Source organism: Acinetobacter sp. AC1-2 (assembly GCF_016124155.1).
GTDB lineage: Bacteria > Pseudomonadota > Gammaproteobacteria > Pseudomonadales > Moraxellaceae > Acinetobacter > Acinetobacter calcoaceticus.
This window is the reverse complement of record NZ_JABFFO010000002.1, coordinates 297,817-317,885: the sequence shown is the minus strand read 5'-3', so window position 1 is coordinate 317,885 and position 20,069 is coordinate 297,817. Positions and strand designations below refer to the sequence as shown.

Annotated in this window: 21 protein-coding genes; 12 read left to right on the top strand and 9 right to left on the bottom strand. The window is 39.5% G+C overall.

Going from position 1 to position 20,069, the window contains the following annotated elements; translation table 11 throughout:
- Positions 1 to 8 precede the first annotated feature (8 nt).
- From HL290_RS11685 to HL290_RS11670, 4 genes are all read left to right on the top strand, one after another.
- Positions 9 to 878 carry an NAD(P)-dependent oxidoreductase gene (locus HL290_RS11685; protein WP_198496538.1) on the top strand — a complete coding sequence of 290 codons (870 nt, stop codon included), beginning with the start codon at positions 9 to 11 and terminating at the stop codon, positions 876 to 878.
- Between the two features lie 13 nt (positions 879 to 891).
- Positions 892 to 1,686 carry a hydroxypyruvate isomerase family protein gene (locus tag HL290_RS11680; RefSeq protein ID WP_198496537.1) on the top strand — a complete coding sequence of 265 codons (795 nt, stop codon included), beginning with the start codon at positions 892 to 894 and terminating at the stop codon, positions 1,684 to 1,686.
- Positions 1,687 to 1,767: 81 nt separating this feature from the next.
- Entirely contained in the window at positions 1,768 to 2,169 is a 402-nt protein-coding gene (gene rsfS / locus HL290_RS11675) for a ribosome silencing factor (protein WP_003654998.1), read from the top strand.
- A gap of 230 nt (positions 2,170 to 2,399) precedes the next feature.
- On the top strand, positions 2,400 to 3,221 hold the full coding sequence (locus tag HL290_RS11670; protein ID WP_198496536.1) for an SDR family NAD(P)-dependent oxidoreductase: 822 nt from the start codon (positions 2,400 to 2,402) through the stop codon (positions 3,219 to 3,221).
- A gap of 62 nt (positions 3,222 to 3,283) precedes the next feature.
- Here HL290_RS11670 and HL290_RS11665 read toward each other — a convergent pair whose 3' ends face one another.
- From HL290_RS11665 to HL290_RS11655, 3 genes are read right to left on the bottom strand one after another with little or no spacing between them, the layout of a single operon-like run.
- Positions 3,284 to 4,738, bottom strand: coding sequence for an NAD(P)(+) transhydrogenase (Re/Si-specific) subunit beta (locus tag HL290_RS11665; RefSeq protein ID WP_198496535.1), 1,455 nt, complete (start codon positions 4,736 to 4,738; stop codon positions 3,284 to 3,286).
- A 12-nt stretch (positions 4,739 to 4,750) separates the two neighbouring features.
- Positions 4,751 to 5,065 (bottom strand): proton-translocating transhydrogenase family protein, encoded by a 315-nt coding sequence (locus HL290_RS11660; RefSeq protein ID WP_003654992.1) that lies wholly within the window; start codon positions 5,063 to 5,065, stop codon positions 4,751 to 4,753.
- Between the two features lie 11 nt (positions 5,066 to 5,076).
- On the bottom strand, positions 5,077 to 6,204 hold the full coding sequence (locus HL290_RS11655) for a Re/Si-specific NAD(P)(+) transhydrogenase subunit alpha (protein ID WP_198496534.1): 1,128 nt from the start codon (positions 6,202 to 6,204) through the stop codon (positions 5,077 to 5,079).
- Positions 6,205 to 6,444: 240 nt separating this feature from the next.
- Between HL290_RS11655 and HL290_RS11650 the strand changes: the two genes are divergently transcribed.
- From HL290_RS11650 to HL290_RS11625, 6 genes are all read left to right on the top strand, one after another.
- Positions 6,445 to 7,371, top strand: coding sequence for a DMT family transporter (locus HL290_RS11650; RefSeq protein ID WP_198496533.1), 927 nt, complete (start codon positions 6,445 to 6,447; stop codon positions 7,369 to 7,371).
- A 67-nt stretch (positions 7,372 to 7,438) separates the two neighbouring features.
- Positions 7,439 to 7,846: a RidA family protein gene (locus tag HL290_RS11645; RefSeq protein WP_005036835.1), complete on the top strand. Its 408-nt coding sequence runs from the start codon at positions 7,439 to 7,441 to the stop codon at positions 7,844 to 7,846.
- Positions 7,847 to 7,864: 18 nt separating this feature from the next.
- Complete coding sequence (locus HL290_RS11640) at positions 7,865 to 9,055, top strand: MFS transporter (RefSeq protein ID WP_198496532.1); 1,191 nt, start codon at positions 7,865 to 7,867, stop codon at positions 9,053 to 9,055.
- A gap of 141 nt (positions 9,056 to 9,196) precedes the next feature.
- Entirely contained in the window at positions 9,197 to 10,201 is a 1,005-nt protein-coding gene (gene dusA, locus HL290_RS11635) for a tRNA dihydrouridine(20/20a) synthase DusA (RefSeq protein WP_198496531.1), read from the top strand.
- Positions 10,202 to 10,535: 334 nt separating this feature from the next.
- Positions 10,536 to 11,054 (top strand): hypothetical protein, encoded by a 519-nt coding sequence (locus HL290_RS11630; protein ID WP_005036844.1) that lies wholly within the window; start codon positions 10,536 to 10,538, stop codon positions 11,052 to 11,054.
- Positions 11,055 to 11,227: 173 nt separating this feature from the next.
- A complete protein-coding gene (locus HL290_RS11625) occupies positions 11,228 to 11,623 on the top strand; it encodes a hypothetical protein (RefSeq protein WP_198496530.1) in 396 nt (131 codons plus the stop codon).
- A gap of 33 nt (positions 11,624 to 11,656) precedes the next feature.
- On the opposite strand, the gene HL290_RS11620 is transcribed toward HL290_RS11625, so the two are convergent.
- On the bottom strand, positions 11,657 to 12,556 hold the full coding sequence (locus HL290_RS11620) for a LysR family transcriptional regulator (RefSeq protein ID WP_198496529.1): 900 nt from the start codon (positions 12,554 to 12,556) through the stop codon (positions 11,657 to 11,659).
- A 96-nt stretch (positions 12,557 to 12,652) separates the two neighbouring features.
- Here HL290_RS11620 and HL290_RS11615 point away from each other — a divergent pair, with 96 nt between their 5' ends.
- On the top strand, positions 12,653 to 12,775 hold the full coding sequence (locus HL290_RS11615; protein ID WP_080547764.1) for a hypothetical protein: 123 nt from the start codon (positions 12,653 to 12,655) through the stop codon (positions 12,773 to 12,775).
- 51 nt (positions 12,776 to 12,826) lie between these two features.
- On the opposite strand, the gene HL290_RS11610 is transcribed toward HL290_RS11615, so the two are convergent.
- On the bottom strand, positions 12,827 to 13,588 hold the full coding sequence (locus tag HL290_RS11610; RefSeq protein WP_198496528.1) for a ThiF family adenylyltransferase: 762 nt from the start codon (positions 13,586 to 13,588) through the stop codon (positions 12,827 to 12,829).
- A 111-nt stretch (positions 13,589 to 13,699) separates the two neighbouring features.
- On the opposite strand from HL290_RS11610, the gene HL290_RS11605 reads away from it, so the two are divergent.
- Complete coding sequence (locus HL290_RS11605; protein WP_198496527.1) at positions 13,700 to 14,455, top strand: DUF4261 domain-containing protein; 756 nt, start codon at positions 13,700 to 13,702, stop codon at positions 14,453 to 14,455.
- A gap of 45 nt (positions 14,456 to 14,500) precedes the next feature.
- Here HL290_RS11605 and acnA read toward each other — a convergent pair whose 3' ends face one another.
- The 4 genes from acnA to HL290_RS11585 form a co-directional block, all read right to left on the bottom strand.
- On the bottom strand, positions 14,501 to 17,254 hold the full coding sequence (acnA, locus tag HL290_RS11600; protein WP_198496526.1) for an aconitate hydratase AcnA: 2,754 nt from the start codon (positions 17,252 to 17,254) through the stop codon (positions 14,501 to 14,503).
- A gap of 124 nt (positions 17,255 to 17,378) precedes the next feature.
- The gene (locus HL290_RS11595) at positions 17,379 to 18,191 is read right to left on the bottom strand and encodes a TatD family hydrolase (protein ID WP_198496525.1); all 813 of its coding nucleotides are present in this window, start codon (positions 18,189 to 18,191) and stop codon (positions 17,379 to 17,381) included.
- Positions 18,191 to 19,132 (bottom strand): RsiV family protein, encoded by a 942-nt coding sequence (locus tag HL290_RS11590; RefSeq protein ID WP_198496569.1) that lies wholly within the window; start codon positions 19,130 to 19,132, stop codon positions 18,191 to 18,193. Before HL290_RS11590 ends, HL290_RS11595 begins: the two co-directional genes overlap by 1 nt.
- A 91-nt stretch (positions 19,133 to 19,223) precedes the next feature.
- The gene (locus HL290_RS11585) at positions 19,224 to 20,066 is read right to left on the bottom strand and encodes a hypothetical protein (protein WP_080026296.1); all 843 of its coding nucleotides are present in this window, start codon (positions 20,064 to 20,066) and stop codon (positions 19,224 to 19,226) included.
- Positions 20,067 to 20,069 lie beyond the last annotated feature (3 nt).

The following is a 20,069-nucleotide window of genomic DNA, read 5'->3' as shown; positions in this document are numbered from 1 at the left end:
CTTAGATTATGAATTTTGATCGCAACACCCCTATTGCTTTTTTAGGCATAGGGCTTATGGGAAGTCGGATGGCAACCCGCCTTATTCAAGCTGGCTTTCAAGTTGCTGTTTGGAATCGAACCGTCTCTGCATGTGACGAACTTATTGATATCGGTGCACAACCTTTAAAACTTTCAAATATTGGTGAGTATCCAGTTATTTTAATCTGTCTGGCAGATGACAAAGCAGTACAAGCTGTATTTGAGCAAATTCAGCCTAACTTAAAAGCTAAACAGATTATTGTTGATTTCTCGAGTTTATCTGTTGCCGCAACGACAACGCTTGCTCAAGCAGCTACTACCCATGACGTCATATGGATTGACTCACCTGTATCAGGTGGAACAGCTGGTGCAGAACAAGGCACACTTGTCATTTTCTCAGGTGGTGATGCTCAAACCATTACAGAATTAACTCCTATTTACAATGTTCTGTCCCAACGTGTGACTCGCATGGGAGATACAGGAGCCGGCCAAGCAACCAAAATTTGTAATCAACTCATTGTTGCAGCCAACAGCGCCCTGATCGCAGAAGCTGTCGCACTTGCAGGTCGAGCTGGTGTAGATACAACATTGCTTGCTCCTGCCTTAGCGGGCGGATTTGCTGACTCCAAACCCTTTCAAATTCTTACTCCGCGCATGGCAACTCATACCTTTGAGCCAGTCCAGTGGAAAGTTCAAACATTATCTAAAGATCTTAACAATGCAGTAACATTGGCTAACAATGTTAATTTAGACATCCCCGTTGCACAAAAAGCTCTATTACAGCTACAAACTCACCAAAAAAATGGCTTTGCTGAGAAAGATTTAGCTACTATGATTCAATTAGTAGAGCAAAAATAAACGGAGTTTGAGTATGGGTCGTCTTGCAGTAAATTTATCCATGATTTTTACCGAAGTTCCTTTAATTGAACGGTTTGCTTTAGCCCATGCAGAGGGCTTTGAACACGTGGAAATTCAATTTCCTTATGAATTGACTATTTCAGATATTCAAACTCAACTCGAACGCTACAACCTTAGCCTCTGCCTAATCAATGTGCCTGCGGGTGATCTTATGCAAGGTGGCAATGGTTTAGCTGGCGTACCTGGTCAAGAAACAGCTTTTAGTGAAGCATTAGAATTAGCAATTAGCTATGCCACTGCTTTAAAAGTTCCCCGTGTTAATATTTTGGCAGGGAAACAGCCTCTAGATGCCGATCTACTTCCTTGTTTGAAAACATTCGCAGCTAATTTAAAACTTGCCTGTAACTTACTTAGTGAACACGGTATAGAACCCGTTTTTGAAATGATTAACGGTACAGATATGCCACGCTTTTTGGTGCAGAACATTGCGCAGGGACAAGAAATGCTAGAAGCAGTCAATCACCCTGCTCTAAAAATGCAATATGACTGCTATCACATGGCGATGATGGGCGAAGATGTACTTGAGGGTTTGCAAGAAAATATTAACTTAATTGGACACATTCAATTTGCGGACTGTCCGGGACGTCATGAACCAGATACAGCCCAAATTCCTTATGAACAAATTTTTTCTTGGTTAAAGCAAAGCTCTTATCAAAACTATATTGCAGCAGAATATAAGCCTGAAAATACTTCAAATCAGTCATTTACTTGGAAGAAAAAGTATTTTTCCGATGATGTAAATATATAAACTGTTACGAGTTCTGTTTGAAATTCGGATCAAAAACCACTATATTAGATAGTGAGTAATTGTCAGGAAAATATACCCTATATGAATTTAGAACCATCGCCCAGCGTGTCTAATTCTCACGATTTCGCAATGAACACCTCAAATAAAGACGTACAGACTTGTCTCAAAGTTGTTCATGACGCTTTAGTTGATGTAAAAGCAAAAGATATTCTCCAGTTAGATGTTAGCTCAATTAGCAATGTCTCTGATGCTATTGTAATTGCAAGTGGTACTTCTACTCGCCATGTCAAAGCACTCGCAGACAATGTTGCAGAAGAAGCTCGAAAAGCCGGTTTCCGCCCGATTGGCGTTGAAGGTGAACGAGATGCAGAGTGGATCTTGATTGATCTCGGCTTTGTTGTAGTACATGTGATGCTACCAACAGCTCGTAAATTCTACGATTTAGAAAGCTTATGGCGTACCGCTCCAGAGTCGGTTGCTTAAAATTTTGCTTTTAAAAAAAGCGGCTCTTTTGAGCCGCTTTTTTATTTATCTGACAGCTATATTAACAACTCTCAAATAGCACCCCCCACTTTCCTCAAATATTTTAACACCTGCTTCAAACAGCCAGCCATCAGCCATTTTTAAAATTGACATGACAAATTGTCAGATTTGCAGCAATATATACTTTCTTGAAGTCCCCACCAATAAATAGCATAACCGGAGTACAGAAAGTGAAGATATTAATTACGGGCGCCAACACAGGGATTGGTTTCGCCACAGCAGAACAACTCGTTAAACAAGGACAACATGTTATTTTAGCGTGTCGAAATCCAGAAAAAGCGCAAGATGCGCAAAACAAATTACGCGCCCTTAACCAAGGGCAAGTCGATTTAGTTTCTCTTGATTTAAACAGTCTTGAATTGACTCAAAAAGCTGCTAATGAGATTGCTGACCGCTATGGCAGCCTTGATGTACTCATTAACAATGCAGGGTTATTTGCCAAAACCAAACAACTGACTGCCGATGGTTTCGAGCAGCAATTTGGCGTTAATTATTTAGGTCATTTTTTACTAACTCAAAAACTACTTCCGGTTTTGCAACAATCTCCCAAAGCACGTATTATCCATCTCGCATCTATTGCTCATTGGGTTGGCTCAATTAAACCTAACAAGTTTCGTGCAGAAGGTTTTTACAATCCCCTGTTTTATTATGGGCAATCGAAGCTTGCAAATTTACTATTCAGCAATGCTTTAGCAGAACAATTAGCAGGTAGTTCTATTACCAACAATGCATTGCATCCTGGCGGTGTCGCTTCTGATATTTATCGTGACTTACCAAAACCAGTTTATGCAGCGATGAAATTAGGCTTAGTCCCAACCTCAGTTCCAGCAAATCTCATTACAGAAATGGCAACTGGAGGTGCATGGCAGAATCGTAATGGTGAATATGTCAGTGCACACATGCCAGACTGGAAATCTTCACACGCAAAAAACCAGCAACTGGCACACGACCTATATCAACAGTCAATAGACCTTGTAGAAAAATTTCTTTAAACAAGTAAACCAAATAAAAAAGCCACCCGAGGGTGGCTTTTACAATCCTGATTAAGGTCAGATTAGTGACCACCACCATTGATTGCTTTCGTCATATCTTCCACAACTTTCTTCGCATCACCAAAGATCATCATGGTTTTTTCATTATAGAACAAATCGTTGTCTAGACCAGCGTAACCAGTTGCCATAGAGCGCTTAATCACCATGATCGTACGCGCTTTATGTGCTTCAAGAATCGGCATCCCATAAATTGGTGAAGTTGGATCATCTTTCGCAGCAGGGTTTACTACGTCATTTGCACCAATTACAAGCACCACATCAGTTGCAGGGAAGTCTGAGTTAATCTCATCCATTTCCAAGATATCTTCATATGCTACGTCTGCTTCAGCAAGTAATACGTTCATATGACCAGGCATACGACCAGCAACTGGATGGATCGCAAAACGAACGCGTACACCTTGCTCTTTTAGAATTTCACACAATTCTTTTACAGCATTTTGTGCACGACCTTGCGCCATACCATAACCCGGTACAATCACAACGCTGTCTGCATTTGACATCAAGAAACCAGCATCATCAGCAGAACCTGAACGGTGGTTACGCTGAACTTGCTCACCTTTAGCAGCTGTAGCAACCGCTGCACCACCCATTGCACCACCAAACAATACATTGATGATCGAACGGTTCATTGCTTTACACATGATGTACGACAGAATCGCACCAGACGAACCCACGAGAGAACCCGCAACGATCAACATGTTGTTTTCAAGTGTAAAACCAATACCTGCTGCTGCCCAACCCGAGAATGAGTTAAGAAGCGACACCACTACAGGCATATCACCACCACCGACTGGTGCAATCCATACCCAGCCAAATGCAAGTGCAAGTGCTGTCATTGCCCAGAATGCTGTCATGTTGCCAGTCGTGAAGAAGTAGAAACCACAAGCCAACATCGCAATAAAGATAAGCGCTTGAACAGGTTTAACCCATGCACCAGAAATCGTTTTCGCCCATTTTTTTGCAGCTAATTTACCGTACGCAAACACAGATGCAGTAAAGGTAATCGCACCAACAAAACAACCTACGAACAATTCAAATAAGTGAACACTGCTCATGTGCACATGTTGCACACCAGCCGCGGTTAAAGCCGCCTCATTTTGAGCAAACAATGCAGTGAGTTGGTTGTTATGCAAAATTGCAGCAATTGCAATTAGGACAGCAGCCAAACCAACTAAAGAGTGCATGAGCGCAACAGTTTCAGGCATTTGTGTCATTGGCACAGTACGAGCACGTGCAATACCAACGATTGCACCTAACACCATTGCACCAACAATCATCCAGATGACTGGGTTATTCGCAACAAAGAAGGTCGTAACTACAGCAATCGCCATCGCGATCATACCGTAACGGTTACCTTGAATTGCTGTTTTAGGGCCAGACAAACCACGAAGCGTCAAGATAAAGAGAATTGCGCCTACAAGGTACAACCAATTTGCATTTGCTTGAATAAATTCCATGTCAAAGCCCTCTTATTTCTTTTGCTTAGGCTTGAACATTTCCAGCATGCGTGCAGTTACTGCAAAGCCACCGAAAATATTAATGCTTGCCAAAAATACTGCAATCGCACCAAGTACGCTCACCACATTTACACTTTGAAATGCAACGTTAGCATCTACACCCAAAATAGGTAGACCCACAGTTTGCAACATCGCACCCACCACAATAATAGATGACAACGCATTGGTTACAGCCATAAGTGGCGTATGTAAAGCTGGTGTAACACCCCAAACTACGTAATAACCTACGAAGATGGCAAGGACGAAAATTGTAATAGTTTCAACCATGAGAAATCTCCTTAACCACGCTTAAGCAGTACTTGACCGCCATGAGTGACCAATAGGGCTTTTTGGATTTCGTCTTCCTGATTAATCGCAAAGTTTTTCTCTTTGTCGAATAATGTTTCTACGAAATTGAATACGTTACGTGCATATAGTGCAGAAGCTTCTGTCGCTACAGTTGCCGGAATATTTGGAACACCCAAAATTTTCACGCCATTTTCTGTAAAAACAGTCTCACCCACTTTAGAGCCTTCAACGTTACCGCCAGTTTCAACAGCCATATCTAAAATGACAGAACCCGGTTTCATCTTGGCAACAGTTTCAGCCTTAATCAGACGTGGTGCATCACGGCCTGGCAACAATGCAGTAGTGATCACGATATCTGCATTAGAAACAGCCTTGTCAACAATCGCTGCTTGGTCTCTGATGTATTGCTCACCCGGCATCCATCCATAACCATTTTTAGCGGCGTCAGCTGCACGTTGTTGCTCTTCTTCAGACATTGGTACGTCTAACCACTTACCGCCTAAAGATTCAACTTGATCTTTTGCTGTAGGACGTAAATCAGTTGCTTCAACAATTGCACCTAAACGTTTTGCCGTTGCAATTGCCTGAAGACCTGCAACACCTACACCCATAATCACAACACGAGCAGGTTTTACAGTACCAGCAGCAGTCATAAGCATTGGGAACATGCGCTGATATTCAGCGGCAGCAAGCAAAACTGATTTATAACCAGAAAGGTTTGCCTGAGAAGACAATACGTCCATGTTCTGCGCACGAGAAAGCGTACGAGGAAGCAATTCTAGAGCAAAAGCAGAAACTTGCTGATTCGCAAACTGATCTAGCTCGGTATTACGATAAGGATCAAACATTGCTACAACAGCAGTATTTGCTGGAAGTTTTTGAATTTCCCCGCCTTGTGGAGCGCGAACTTTCAAAATAATTTGACTACCCGTATAGGCATCATCCGTAATGGTTGCACCGACCTGTTCATAAGCACTGTCAATGTACGCGGCCTTTACACCAGCACCACGTTCAATCACAACGCTATGACCAGCGCTAATCAACTTCTTTACTGTCTCTGGCGTAGCAGCTACACGACTTTCACCGACGACAGTTTCGGTTGGGATTCCGATCTGCATGAGCGTTCCTCAAGCTAATTTCTCATTGTCAAAAACATTGCTAAGCTGCAATGTTTCCCCCATGTGTATTCTTTGTACAGAATTTGGATTCTAATTGAACTTTTTTAAAATACCACCCAATATTTATTTAATAAATACCCATATTTTGAACTGATGATTCACGATATTTGATTTGAGGTGTAATATAGGAAGCTTTTTCTTTTTTTTGCAGACAATAGTCTCTCTTATACAGTCTTGTATATGAAAATTTCATTTTCTTCGTTTCAAATCGGGTCTTTTTTTGCTCTTTGCTCTGCTTTTCTATTCAGTACAAAAGCAATCTTTATTAAACAGACTTATGCCCTTTCTCCATTGGTAGACGCTACAGTCCTGATGGCTTTACGCATGTTAAGCGCTTTACCGTTCTTTCTACTCATTTGTTGGTTTAACAGGCATCATAATCAGGGCATAAAAAAGAAGGATTGGCTAATTTTAATTTTTGCCGGTCTATTAGGCTACTACTTTGCCAGTTGGCTCGATTTTATGGGTCTGATGTTTATTAGTGCTTCTCTAGAACGAATTATTCTATTTTTATATCCTACTCTCACAGTCATAGTCTCAAGCCTGCTATACAAACAAAAATTAGATGCAAAAAGTTTATTTGCCATTTTTCTTAGTTATGGTGGAACTGTATTGGTCATGCTTCAAGAGCACAACAATGCACCAATTCAGGGCAACTTCTGGCTAGGTACAAGTCTCGTGTTTGCGAGTGCTGTGGCTTTTGCAGGCTATTTACTACTGACCCCGCCATTAATTAAAAAATTTGGTTCTTGGAATTTCACAGGTTTAGCTTTAACAGTCGCTTGTATCGGTACATTAACACACTATGTATTAAGCACTCCTCAGCCGATTCAACTTCTATTACAACTTCCATCTAGTGTAATTTGGTACGGCATCGGACTTGGCTTTTTGGTCACTGTTTTACCTACCGTTATGCTCATGCAAAGTATTGAGCGACTTGGCGCCTCTCAATCTGCCATGATTGCTTCGATAGGACCGGTTTTAACTATTTTGCTCGCGGTTACTTTTTTAAATGAACATCTCAATATGTGGCAATGGGTAGGCTGTATTTTAAATATTGCAGGTGTCATGATAATTACCCTCAGAAAGAAAAGATTAAAATACTAATTTCTCTTGACCTCAACTTAAGTTGAGGTTGGATACTCATCTAAATTTTACTGAACGGTTGAGTCTCATGAATAAAGAAACTTTTAAAATAATAAATCCATCAACTTTATACGACCCTACTCCAAATGCTTATAGTCATGTTGCTGTGGTAGAAAACTTTAAAAAGATTATTCATATTGCAGGTCAAGGAGGCGAAAACTCAAAAGGTGAATTAAGCCCAAACTTTGAAGAACAAGTTTCCCAAGCTATTGATAATATTAAGCATGCTTTAATTGCTGCCAATGCAGAGCTTAGCAACATTGCCGTATTAAGAGTTTTAGTTGTTGACCACTCGGTCGAAAAACATGAAATTTTAATTAAAGTTATGCAAAATTTATGGAAAAATCATCCTTTTCCAGCCTGTACACTCATTCCTGTACCACGCCTTGCATTAGAGCATATGCTCATTGAAGTCGAAGCAACCGCATACACCTAATAAAATCGAGAGAACATCATGTCTACCCCTGAAGATATCAGTCAAAATAAACCTTTACTTTGGTTGATGGCAGCAGCATGTGGCTTATGTGCAGGTGTGAATTATTATTGCCAGCCTCTTATTCACTCCATTCAACAAGACTTTGCTGTTACTCAAGCACAAGCCGCATTGACTGTTACATTTGCTCAGGTGTCTTATGCCCTAGGACTACTCTTTATTGTTCCGATGGGTGATATCGTCAATAAAGCCAAGGCTATTCCGTTTTTGATGGTGCTTTGTGCAGTTGGCCTATTTACTTCTGCTTTTGCTGTTAACTTACCCATGCTATGGATCGGTACAATTTTAGCGGGCTTATTTTCTGTTGCAGCTCAAGTGCTTATTCCTCTTGCCACAATGACTGTAAAACCTGAAAAAACTGGCGAGATCATTGGTTTTTTAATGAGTGGCCTATTGGTTGGTATTTTACTCTCTACCAGTCTGGCTGGCCTATTTTCTAACTTATTCCACTGGAAAGTGGTTTATGTGGTAAGCGGCATATTAATGCTTCTGTTGGCATATACCTTAAAAAGTCGCTTGCCTTATGTTTTACGCATGAAAATGAATTATGGACAGATCTTTGCTTCCATGGGGCAGCTTTTAAAACAAGAGAAAAGACTATTATTAAGAGCGCTTACAGGTGCTTTCGCCTTCGCATCTGTGAGTATTTTATATTCCACCATCGCATTACTCCTCACCTCAGCACATCATTTACCTGATCTGTTTATTGGACTAGTACCTTTAGTCGGTATCTTTGGTGCCTTATCAACCCGTTATATTGGTAAATATGCCGATCAAGGACGTACCACTCTCCTCACATGGATGGGCTGTGCTTTATTCCTGTTAAGCTGGCTCTGCTTTTATTATGGACAAACTTTGCTTGCGAGTTATATTGCTGGTTTTGCTTTAATTCAGTTAGCACTAGCACTTGTACACACGAGCAACCAAAGCATTATTTTCCGTTTACGACCAGATGCTAAATCTCGTATTAATGCCATCTATATGACCACTTACTTTATTGGAGGCGCAGGAGGTTCAGCATTAGGAATTTTTGCGTGGAACCGTGGCGGATGGACCATGACTTGCCTTGCTGGTATTGGGTTAGTTGTACTTTGTATTTTGTTTAGCTTGTTTGATGCTATCTTACAAAAAAAGAAAATGATTTCCCAATAAGGTAACTTGTTATAAATCATCTCCCTATATTCAACACAAGGGTGGTTATAAATTACTCGGCTAAATGCCTCTGTCGATTCAAGCATAAACCTCGTATAATGCTGCCCTTTCATTAATTTAGCGACTTTTGGGCTATTGGTTATGCAATCACTTCAATCGTTACAACCTCGTATTTCTGTCGCACCCATGATGGATTGGACAACGAAGGATTATCGATTCTTTGCTCGCTTGTTTAACCCAAATGTTGTGCTATACACCGAAATGGTCACCACAGGTGCGATTCTATTTGGTGATGCAAAACGCCATTTAGACTACAGTGCACAAGAGCATCCTATCGTATTACAGTTAGGCGGTTCAAACCCGCAAGAGCTTGCGACTTGCACAAAAATGGCTGAAGACTGGGGTTACGATGAAGTTAACCTCAATGTAGGCTGCCCAAGTGACCGTGTACAGAACAATAAAATCGGTGCTTGCTTAATGGCAGAACCAGATTTGGTTGCTGAATGCATTCACACTATGCAAAAAGCAGTAAACATTCCGGTAACGGTGAAACACCGTATCGGGATTGATGACATGCACTCTTATGAAGAGATGCTTCATTTTGTAGATACTGTCGCAGCAACAGGTTGCACTCATTTTGTAGTGCATGCCCGTATTGCTATTTTGAAAGGCCTGTCACCAAAAGAAAACCGTGAAGTTCCACCTTTACGCTATGAAGATGTCTATCGTTTAAAACAAGAGCGCCCACATCTCACCATTGAAATTAACGGCGGGATTAAAACGTTTACTGAAACTCAAACACATTTACAGCATGTTGATGGCGTCATGATTGGCCGTGAAGCCTATCATAATCCGTACTTACTCGCGGAAATGGGTCAGCTTTGGAATTTGGAAGCTCCAGATCGATTCGAGATTATGGAACAAATGCTACCTTATATTGAACAGCGTATGGCTGAAGGTGCTCCACTCTCCATCATTACACGTCATATTTTAGGCTTATTCCAAAATTTACCAGGTGCGCGTAAATGGCGTCAGGCGCTAAGTGGTGGAAATGCAAAAACTTTAGGTGATGTAGAACAGGCTATTAGCAACATGCAAGCAGCTTTGATTCGTACTGAAGAATACTTAAAAGAGCATCAAGCTTAAGCTTGTGATGACTTCTTAAATTGTAAGAAAATGTGGCATTTTAAATCAGGGACTTAGATTTTGAGTATATTCGCAATGACTGAATTAAAATATTCAAATTTAAGCTCTGATTAATTATTTTTAAATAAAAATATCAATAACTTAAGTTAAATTGTTTTTGTGTTTCATTTTAATGAGTATCTTTTTATCTCTAAGTAGCAATATTTGGAAAAAAGATACGTTATTACATAACACAAACAAAACTTTTAAGGTACGCCTATTAGTATCTCTGAACGCCACAGGTAGGTGGTGATTTTTTTAATATGGATATAGATAGTACGGTAGAGATTTCACGATGATTATTTATGACGGACAAGTAGCTGATAATTATATGTATCAGGATTCAAATCAGGCAGCCATTGTTGTATCCCACAGCACTCCCAGTCTCCCTTATCCTTTCACTATGAAACCTAGTAATCATCAAACTGAAACTTCCGATACTCCAGCAATAGATGTTGATAGATTCGTAGCTAAATTAGAAAGTATTACCTCAAGACGCAGCAAAGCCCGTTGTGCACGTAGTATCCGCCTTGCTCTCGAATCTGCTGGTGCAGATATTCGGAATCACCCCATTGCAGCTTCAGACTGGGGAGACACTCTCAAAAAGATTGGCTATAAAGAGATAAATCCATCATTTGATGAGCCACAAGAAGGTGACATCTATATCATTCACAGAACCCGCAACCATGTTTATGGACATATTGCTGGATACACAGGAAGTGAATGGGTCTCTGACTTCAAACAAAATAGCTATGATGTCTACAAAGATGATAGCGTCACTTATACTTACTATCGTTTAGGGCAACCTACCTAAGCATCGGGTTTTTCAATCCTTTTTAAATATGCCAAACAGTTGATCAGATAGACTTTTTTAAATCAGGTTTGGCTTCTTTTTTGCATGATTTTCATATTGTACTTGTCAAAAATGATGATGTAACTTTATGAAAAAAAATACTATTAGGCGGTTACTTACTGACATCGTTTAGTTTGGCGTATGCCATTCCCGATACAAACGTTATAGAAGTTTTCAAAAAAGTACCGGAAAAAAGGATTTATCAACCACAATATTTATTGAAAGGAACGGCTCCTCAAACTCGGATCCATGTTATGCGAAAGCAATATTTAAATGGATTACTAGATTGTCCTTCCGTAATTTTTCACGATAAGAAAAAAATTCTATCTCTGCACTCATTTGAAGAAGCAACAATTTTTCTAGAACCAGATAATTACTATATTCGCTATGCAATTAATAATAGTGGTTGCATCAATTTAGAATTCTATCAACATAAACGCCCTAAAATAGACATTATGTCTCAGGAGCGTCAGTTAGACGGTGATAGCGAATATACGTTTCTTATTAGCGAGCACACCGGGCTACAATAATTATTTCAGCATATGGTTAAAGATATCTCCTACTCACGCTTGTAGCAGTTCGTAGATATGTTCAGCATAAGATTGAATCAGATTACTTTGGTCTGTTCTATAAGCTAAAACCACTTCAGAGAAAAGATTCTTATTCTCCAGCGGAATCAGTTTTACATTTTTGGGTAATATTTGTTCAAATTCTTGAGGGACAATACTAATACCCAAATTTGCAGCGACTAAGTGTAATTGGGTTATCTTACGAGATTGGACTACCGCTGCTTTAGGCAAGAAGCCAGCTCCTACACACAAGTTTGAGACTAGATAGCTCAAACCTCCCCGCTTTGGATGTGGAGTTGAAACAAAATATTCATCTACTAAATCTCTTATCTGGATACTTTGTTTTTGTTTAAATTTAGGGTGATCAATATAGACAGCGACAAATAAGGGCTGTTCATATAATTTCAAAATCGTTATTTCTTCAAGGCTATGCAATACTGGTGGTCTAATCAAACCAATATCAATTTCTCCACTCATTAAAGCTAAGATTTGCTGCTCCGATGACAAGGTATTCACCTCAAAATTTACCTGCTTAGCTAAGCTAATTTCTTTTAATATCTGAACTTTTCTATGATCCATGACAATACTGCTTGAGTGAGCAATTTTAATCTGGCGATTTTTCCCTTCCGAAATACTTTTAGAAAGATTAATAATTTCATTTAAGTAGAGCATGTTATCTTTTATTTTCTTATAAAAGACCTCTCCTGCTGCTGTAAGCTTTACTTTCTTGTCAGTGCGATCAAATAGTTGAAAGTTAATCTCTTCTTCTAATAATTTTATCTGCCTACTCAAAGCTGATTGAGCAATAAAGAGCTTTTCTGAAGCAGCCGTAAAACTGCCTTCTTCAACAATTTTTATAAAATATTGAAATTGTTTTAAAGTGAGCATTCCCATCTCAAAATTAGATCATTAAGCCTATTTTCTATATTAGATTAGATAGATTACCTTCGCTAGAATTTTATCAAGACCATTCACTTGATTGAATTACTCATGAAGTATTTAAAAGGTTTCACCATATTCACTGTCGTTATTTTAATTTTATGGTGCTTTAAATTTTACGATCAGCAGCTTCCAACACAGCCCAAACACGACACGATAGAGTTATATGACTAAAAAAGAAAAAGGCATGCCCAAACATAAGAGCATGCCTTTTTAATATTTAAATTACGCTTTCTTTAAATCGAGCTTTTTCAAAACTTCAGCTACTGCAATCATGGCAAAACTTGAAGTCACAACCACCGCTGAACCATAGCCCCCACAGCGTAAACCAGCCGATGGACACACATCTGCACTTGAGAATGGGTTATCGGCGGAATAAATACAGGTAATTCCAAATTTCTCTTTTGGCTTTTTACAAATACCACGAGCGCGAAGCTGGCTACGTAACTTTGCCAACATCGGGTCTTGTTCGGTTTTTGATAAATCCGCCACACGAATTTTAAGTGGGTCGAGCTTACCGCCTGCCCCACCCGAAACAATCAAAGGAATTTTGTTAAAACGGCAATGCAGCATTAAAGCCAACTTCGCTTTAACGTCATCAATACAGTCTAAGATAATATTGGGTACAGGATTTAAAAGCTCTGTGACATTCTCAGGTGTAAGAAAGTCATCAATAATATTTACTTTAATACCCGGGTTAATCTGGCGACAGCGCTCCGCCATAATCTCAACTTTTTCACAGCCTAATGTAGAGGTCATCGCTGGTAGCTGACGGTTCACATTTGATGCCGCGACAACATCCATATCCACTAATGTGATTTCACCAATTCCGGTACGAGCCAAAGCCTCTACAGCCCAACTGCCCACACCACCAATACCAATCACCATCACATGACTTTGCTCGTAATGTTGAAACGAGGAATCACCATAAACTTTGGCTACACCTGCAAAACGACGTTCATATTCATCTTGTTGGAGATCGGTCATTGTTACTCTTGGGGGTCACGAAATACGGTAGCTATTTTACCTGAATCAATTAGGCATAGGATATCTTTTACGATATTATAAATAGCAAAAGTCCCTTAAAATTTATTAATAATGAATCAAGAACTTAATCAAAAAATTGTCTTATGTATCCCAGGTGTTTGGGAAAATCATCAAGCTCTATTACATGCACTCCTCACTAATGAAACAGGATATATTTACGCAGGCTCAATTATTAAGTCTTTAACAAATGAGTATTATGCTGAAATTGAAGAGTATGAAAATGATCCGAATGTAAGTCAGATTTTTAGGTCATTGAGTATGGGCCGTTTTTCTGAAAGTGAATTAGAAAAAATTGATCGACATAATATGGTTATTTATGTTGTCTGTGAGGGTGGATCAATAGAGTTAGCACAACAAGCTCTGTTGTTAGGGCAAGCCCTCATCAAAGCAGGAGGCTTAGCAATTAAAGTTGAGACTTCTGGACTTACACATATTAAAAGTGATTGGCTTAGTTATAGTGCTGAAAATACCCTAGATCTGTTTAAAGGCTTTATTCCTATTATTTCCGACGATAATTTACTTTATTCTTGTGGAATGTATCAATTCGGCAAACCAGATGGATGTATAAATCTAAAAGTAGATCAAGCATCCTATATTCTGAATCATTTCTTGTTATATATCCTTATCGAAAATCCAGAGTTGTTAGAGAATCAAACTTTTTCGATAGATGAAAATTCAGAATTATTAAAGCTTTCCCGAAAAGCATCTGGGGATTTCTTTGATTTAGATTCACTATATTTTAATCCACTCGATGTTTGGATGCTAACTACGTCATTTAGCTGGAAGAAATTATTCAAGTTTAGTTAAGTTTCCAAAAAAGAAACCCTGTAATTTACAGGGTTTCTTTTTCAATTATTCTGCAATCAAATTTCGAAGTACATAATGCAAAATACCACCAGCCTTAAAGTACTCGACCTCATTTAACGTATCAATTCGGCACAACACATTAAAATGACTCGCTACCCCATCCGGTCCTTTTACATCAACTTCAAGAATTTGATGAGGTTGAATTCCGTCCAGTAAACCACGGATTGATATCACTTCATGACCCGTTAAATTAAGAGATTGACGAGTTTGCCCATCAACAAACTGTAATGGCAACACTCCCATACCGACTAGGTTTGAACGATGGATACGCTCAAAACTCTCGGCAATCACTGCTTTCACACCTAATAAATTTGTTCCTTTTGCAGCCCAGTCACGTGAGGAACCTGTTCCATATTCCTTACCTGCAATAATCACAAGAGGTGTGTTTTCTTGTTGATAAAGCATCGCTGCATCATAAATGGCAAGCTTTTCACCACTTGGAATGTAAATAGTATTACCACCCTCTTCACCACCAAGCATTTCGTTTTTAATACGAATGTTGGCGAAAGTTCCTCGCATCATCACTTCATGATTACCACGTCGAGAACCATACGAGTTAAAGTCTTTTGGATCGACCCCTTGCTCTTGTAAATACCGACCCGCAGGACTATCTTTTTTGATATTCCCCGCAGGTGAAATATGGTCGGTTGTGACTGAGTCACCTAAAACAGCCAAAATACGCGCCTGTTCAATATTTTTAATTGGTTTCGGTGGCTCTCCAATTCCTTCAAAGAAAGGAGGATGGCGAATATAAGTCGAGTCATCAACCCATTCATAGGTTTTGCTCTTTGGAATCTGAATCGCTTGCCAACTCGCATCACCATCAAAGACCGCAGCATATTCTTTGTGGAACATCTCTGTATTTACTTTCTGCAAGACAACATCAATTTCTGCCTGACTTGGCCAGATATCTTTTAAATAGACGGGCTGTCCATCTTTGCCCTCACCAAGAGGCTCTGTTGTCAGGTCGGTACGAATATTCCCAACCAAACCATAAGCAACCACGAGAGGCGGTGAAGCTAACCAATTGGTTTTAACTAATGGATGTACTCGTCCTTCAAAGTTACGGTTACCAGAAAGTACAGATGCAACATTTAAATCATGACATTGAATTGCATCTTCGACTGGCTCTGGTAATGGGCCTGAGTTACCAATACAGGTTGTACAGCCATACCCCACCAAGTTATAACCCAACTCATCTAAATACGGCGTAAGCCCAGCAGCCAACAAATAATCAGTCACGACCTTAGAACCAGGTGCAAGAGAGCTTTTCACCCATGGTTTTCGTTGTAAGCCTTTTTCAATGGCTTTTTTGGCAAGCAGACCCGCCGCTAACATCACGCTTGGGTTAGAGGTATTGGTACAAGAGGTAATGGCTGAAATTACGACATCACCATGATTTAACGGGTATTCCTGCCCTTCAATCACACAAGATGGACTTTCATGTTGAATATTTGCTTTTTTTGCCTCTACAGCAGTACCACCACCTTCATTTTCTAGACGTTCTTTTGCTTCTTTTGCTGGTTTTAGCGTTAACTCCATGAGCGCATTAAACGTTTTAGGCACTTCTGATAACAGCACTCGGTCTTGCGGGCGTTTTGGTCCAGCCAAACTTGCTTGCACCGTGGTCATGTCTAAACTTAAAGTATCTGTAAAAACAGGTTCATCACCAGCATTTCGCCATAAACCTTGAGCTTTACTATAGGCTTCAACGAGCTCAATACGGTCTTCATGACGGCCTGTCAGTTTCAGATATCCTATAGTCACTTCATCTATTGGAAAGAAACCACAGGTTGCACCATATTCTGGTGCCATATTGGCAATGGTTGCACGGTCAGCAAGAGGCAAATCTGCCAGACCATCTCCATAGAATTCAACAAATTTACCCACTACACCTTTTTGGCGAAGCATTTGAGTAATGGTGAGTACCAAGTCAGTTGCAGTAATACCTTCTGGTAATTTTCCTGTAAGTTTAAAACCGATGACTTCAGGAATAAGCATAGAGATTGGTTGGCCCAACATTGCTGCTTCAGCCTCAATACCGCCTACGCCCCAGCCTAAAACACCCAAGCCATTAATCATGGTCGTATGCGAATCTGTTCCCACTAAAGTGTCAGGAAATGCAAAAGTTTTGCCTTCATCTTCTCCCAACCACACTGCTTGGGCCAAATATTCTAAATTGACCTGATGGCAAATACCTGTACCTGGCGGCACTACACTAAAATTATTAAATGCAGACTGTCCCCAACGTAGAAATTGATATCGTTCGCCATTACGCTGCATTTCAATATGTACGTTTTCTTCAAAAGCCTGATCATCGGCAAAATAGTCAACCATCACCGAGTGGTCAATCACCAAATCGACTGGAGATAACGGATTAATCTTCTCTGGGTCTCCACCAGCTTGAGCCATGGCTGCTCGCATTGCTGCCAAATCGACTACAGCGGGTACCCCTGTAAAATCCTGCATTAAAACTCGAGCAGGTCGATATTGAATTTCCTGTTCAGAACCTTTGGTTTTTAACCATTCTGCTAAGGCATAGATGTGTTCAGTTTTAACGCTAAGTTGGTCTTCGAACCGTAATAAGTTTTCCAATAATACTTTTAAAGATTTCGGTAGTTTGGCAATATCCCCTAGCGTTTTCTCTGCTTGGGCTAAGCTAAAAATCTGATAATTGCTGGAACCTACTGTTAGCGTCTGTAAAGCATTAAAACTATTGATATTGCTATACTTAGCCATTGGGTTATCCTCCCATGTCTGGCAATGTTATTTTTCACGTTTTTACATGTTGTTTTCTTACTTTAAGCTTCTTTTCTAATCGCTGTGTTTTGTTTTAGTTACTATTTCTAATCTTTGATTTTTATTACGATAATTTCAACGCCGAGAGCGAGTTTTCCCAAAGCTGTACGGCCAAATCTGACGCTGATATGTTTAAGTTTTCTGCCAAACTTTGCAAAACATAAGGCAAATTAACTGGGGTATTACGGGTACGCTCTTCAATTGAGGTTTGGCAACAAAGTGGGGTCATATCGGGACAATCCGTTTCAATCACCAAGTGCTCTACACCTATAGCCTGCACAACCGTATGAAGTTTTTTTGCATTCGGATTAGTAATTTGCCCTGTCACACCAATTTTGAACCCAAGTTTAATAAGACCTTTTGCTTCCTCTATGCCACCACTAAAAGCATGAGCAATTCCACCCAGTTTAAATTTCTGAGCTTTTAATATTGCGAGTACATCGCCATGGGCTTTTCTAATATGGAGAAGTACTGGTTTTTGATATTGGGTTGCCAGCTCTAACTGATCGGCAAAATATTGTTTTTGCTTCGCATAGATATCAGGGTGCTTATGCTCTTTTAAGAAAGTATCTAAACCAATTTCGCCTACTGCCACACATTCTTCTTTCTGCAAAATTTGCTCAAGATGAGAAAGATGTTCTGGCTGATGTTGCTCAATATAAAATGGGTGTAAACCGGGTGCTAAATATGAAGTCGGTACATTTTCCCAGTTATTTAACTGATGATGGGTTCGTAGCAATTCATCAAAACGTGACTGCACAAAACCAATTAAAACCAGTGCATCAACCCCAGCTTTTTTGGCATTAAGCGCTAACTGTTGCCGATCTTCATCAAAATCGGCAACATCAAAATGCGTATGTGTATCAAACAGACGCATTAGCTTCCACTTTTTGCAACAGGTGCTGAAGCTGGTTGCGACTTAGGCTGCGGCAAATATTCTTTTTTCAAGACTTCCTGTAATTGATCATAAGGAATGACTAATCGAGGTAATCCCACCACATATGGCCCAATTTCATATTCACCATATTGAAGGATTAAACCTTGTTCGCCTAATAAGAAATTATCGGATAATTTAAATGGCCAAGCTTGTTCATAATCACCGACATTATCAGCCAGTTTAGAGTCTGTAACCCAAGTCTTAAAGGCTTCATGCGCCAACTTCTCTAACGCTGCTTTTTGCTGTGGACGTAACAAGTCTTCAAGCTTGATCTGCTTTTGTTCTTTTAAATCAAAATTATAGTAATGCTGTGCAGCAGAACCATGGGCACCACCCAAATAGCTACTGCTATTTAGTACAACAGTGACCACTTTACCTTGAGCCTGCAAAATCTTAGGTTTAACTAAAAGATTAATTTGATGACTACTACTTAAAGCTTTTAACTCATTGTCCAGACCAATAAATGAGTTTGCATAACGTTGAACCTGTGCATCAAAGCTATTTTTTTGCTCTGCACCCGCAACTGCTGAAGCTTCTGTTTTTTGATCTGGTTGCTTCACTTTAGTATCGGGTTCAGCAATCTCTAAAATTTGATCTAGAGCCTTTAAGATTTGCTGATCTACAATTTTATCAATAAATGGAAAATTACTCTGTAAACGCTCAACTGTAAATTCAGGACAAGTTTTACCATCACAATCAGGTAAAGCAACCTTACTCGGAATTGTTTCACCCTTCAAAGTCAGCTCTACTGGCTTTTGTTCTTCGACTGCTGGTTTCTGCTGTTCTTGAGAATCCTTAGGATCGGCTTTAGGTTGGCATGCCACCAAAAATATAGCCGAAGCAAGCAAAGTTAATCGCAGTGAAACTTTAGAAGATAACATCATATTTTGCCTTTTATTCTAAGGAGATTACGCAGTGCCTTTTCTAAGAAATTAGCGCATATAAATAGAGGTTGCAAATTCTGCTACCATCTTAAAACATTTGTTCATAAACCTCGGGTTGTAATATTTTTTTTGTTTGTTCTGTAGATAAATAAATATCGAGCTGTGGTGCCTCTTTAGTAATTTGGTTTGCCTGATAATGCAGTCCAATACCTTCACCATCAAAGAACCAATCCGCTTGCCCCCAATATAAAGTTTTTGGTGCTTCTTTTTTTATTTCAACAGTCTGCTTTTTTAACCAGTCTTGATAGGCTACCTGCACCATTTGATGCATAGCTGTTTGCTGATCTTTTTTTAAAACATCTAACAAACTTAAACTTTTATGCAATTTTCGGTCGGCCACGAAAAAGTAATAACGATCTTTAATCGTGAGCTCTTCTTGCTTGGTATCAAGCCCCAATTGCAATAAAACATATTGATTACGCTGCGAAGCAATACGTGTATGAAGATGCAATTCATAAGCCCGATTCTTTGAATATTTATCTTGCCATTCATCAGACTTTTTAACATAGGCATTAATCGCCTGCTGCAAGCTTAAGTCTTTTTTCAAATCAATTTGATCTTGAATCACTTTAGCCTGACTTTTGGCGATCCATTCATTTAACCATGCGTCTTGAGTCTTTATCGTTTGAATATCGACATCAATACAATTTTTCTTCTCACAAAATGGCAAAGCATAATCGGCTTTTACTTGTTGTAAGTTGAGAAATGGCAGTACTTCAGCTTTTTCAATATTTTGAGTTTGGGTACCTGCTAGTTTCGTTTGAGAAGAGGATGAAGACTGAGAGCTTTTCCAGACAAAAATAGAAATAGCAGAAATTAATGTTACGACTGCAACCACCAGCGCAATAATTGTCTTTTTACTCAAGTTCATTTC

Excerpts from the sequence above, each read along its gene's own strand:
- HL290_RS11685 (WP_198496538.1), top strand. The coding sequence starts at position 9 with ATGAATTTTGATCGCAACACCCCTATTGCTTTTTTAGGCATAGGGCTT.
- HL290_RS11680 (WP_198496537.1), top strand. The coding sequence starts at position 892 with ATGGGTCGTCTTGCAGTAAATTTATCCATGATTTTTACCGAAGTTCCT.
- rsfS (WP_003654998.1), top strand. The coding sequence starts at position 1,768 with ATGAATTTAGAACCATCGCCCAGCGTGTCTAATTCTCACGATTTCGCA.
- HL290_RS11665 (WP_198496535.1), bottom strand. The coding sequence starts at position 4,738 with ATGGAATTTATTCAAGCAAATGCAAATTGGTTGTACCTTGTAGGCGCA.
- HL290_RS11660 (WP_003654992.1), bottom strand. The coding sequence starts at position 5,065 with ATGGTTGAAACTATTACAATTTTCGTCCTTGCCATCTTCGTAGGTTAT.
- HL290_RS11655 (WP_198496534.1), bottom strand. The coding sequence starts at position 6,204 with ATGCAGATCGGAATCCCAACCGAAACTGTCGTCGGTGAAAGTCGTGTA.
- HL290_RS11650 (WP_198496533.1), top strand. The coding sequence starts at position 6,445 with ATGAAAATTTCATTTTCTTCGTTTCAAATCGGGTCTTTTTTTGCTCTT.
- HL290_RS11645 (WP_005036835.1), top strand. The coding sequence starts at position 7,439 with ATGAATAAAGAAACTTTTAAAATAATAAATCCATCAACTTTATACGAC.
- HL290_RS11640 (WP_198496532.1), top strand. The coding sequence starts at position 7,865 with ATGTCTACCCCTGAAGATATCAGTCAAAATAAACCTTTACTTTGGTTG.
- dusA (WP_198496531.1), top strand. The coding sequence starts at position 9,197 with ATGCAATCACTTCAATCGTTACAACCTCGTATTTCTGTCGCACCCATG.
- HL290_RS11630 (WP_005036844.1), top strand. The coding sequence starts at position 10,536 with ATGATTATTTATGACGGACAAGTAGCTGATAATTATATGTATCAGGAT.
- HL290_RS11620 (WP_198496529.1), bottom strand. The coding sequence starts at position 12,556 with ATGGGAATGCTCACTTTAAAACAATTTCAATATTTTATAAAAATTGTT.
- HL290_RS11615 (WP_080547764.1), top strand. The coding sequence starts at position 12,653 with ATGAAGTATTTAAAAGGTTTCACCATATTCACTGTCGTTATTTTAATT.
- HL290_RS11610 (WP_198496528.1), bottom strand. The coding sequence starts at position 13,588 with ATGACCGATCTCCAACAAGATGAATATGAACGTCGTTTTGCAGGTGTA.
- HL290_RS11605 (WP_198496527.1), top strand. The coding sequence starts at position 13,700 with ATGAATCAAGAACTTAATCAAAAAATTGTCTTATGTATCCCAGGTGTT.
- acnA (WP_198496526.1), bottom strand. The coding sequence starts at position 17,254 with ATGGCTAAGTATAGCAATATCAATAGTTTTAATGCTTTACAGACGCTA.
- HL290_RS11595 (WP_198496525.1), bottom strand. The coding sequence starts at position 18,191 with ATGCGTCTGTTTGATACACATACGCATTTTGATGTTGCCGATTTTGAT.
- HL290_RS11590 (WP_198496569.1), bottom strand. The coding sequence starts at position 19,132 with ATGTTATCTTCTAAAGTTTCACTGCGATTAACTTTGCTTGCTTCGGCT.
- HL290_RS11585 (WP_080026296.1), bottom strand. The coding sequence starts at position 20,066 with ATGAACTTGAGTAAAAAGACAATTATTGCGCTGGTGGTTGCAGTCGTA.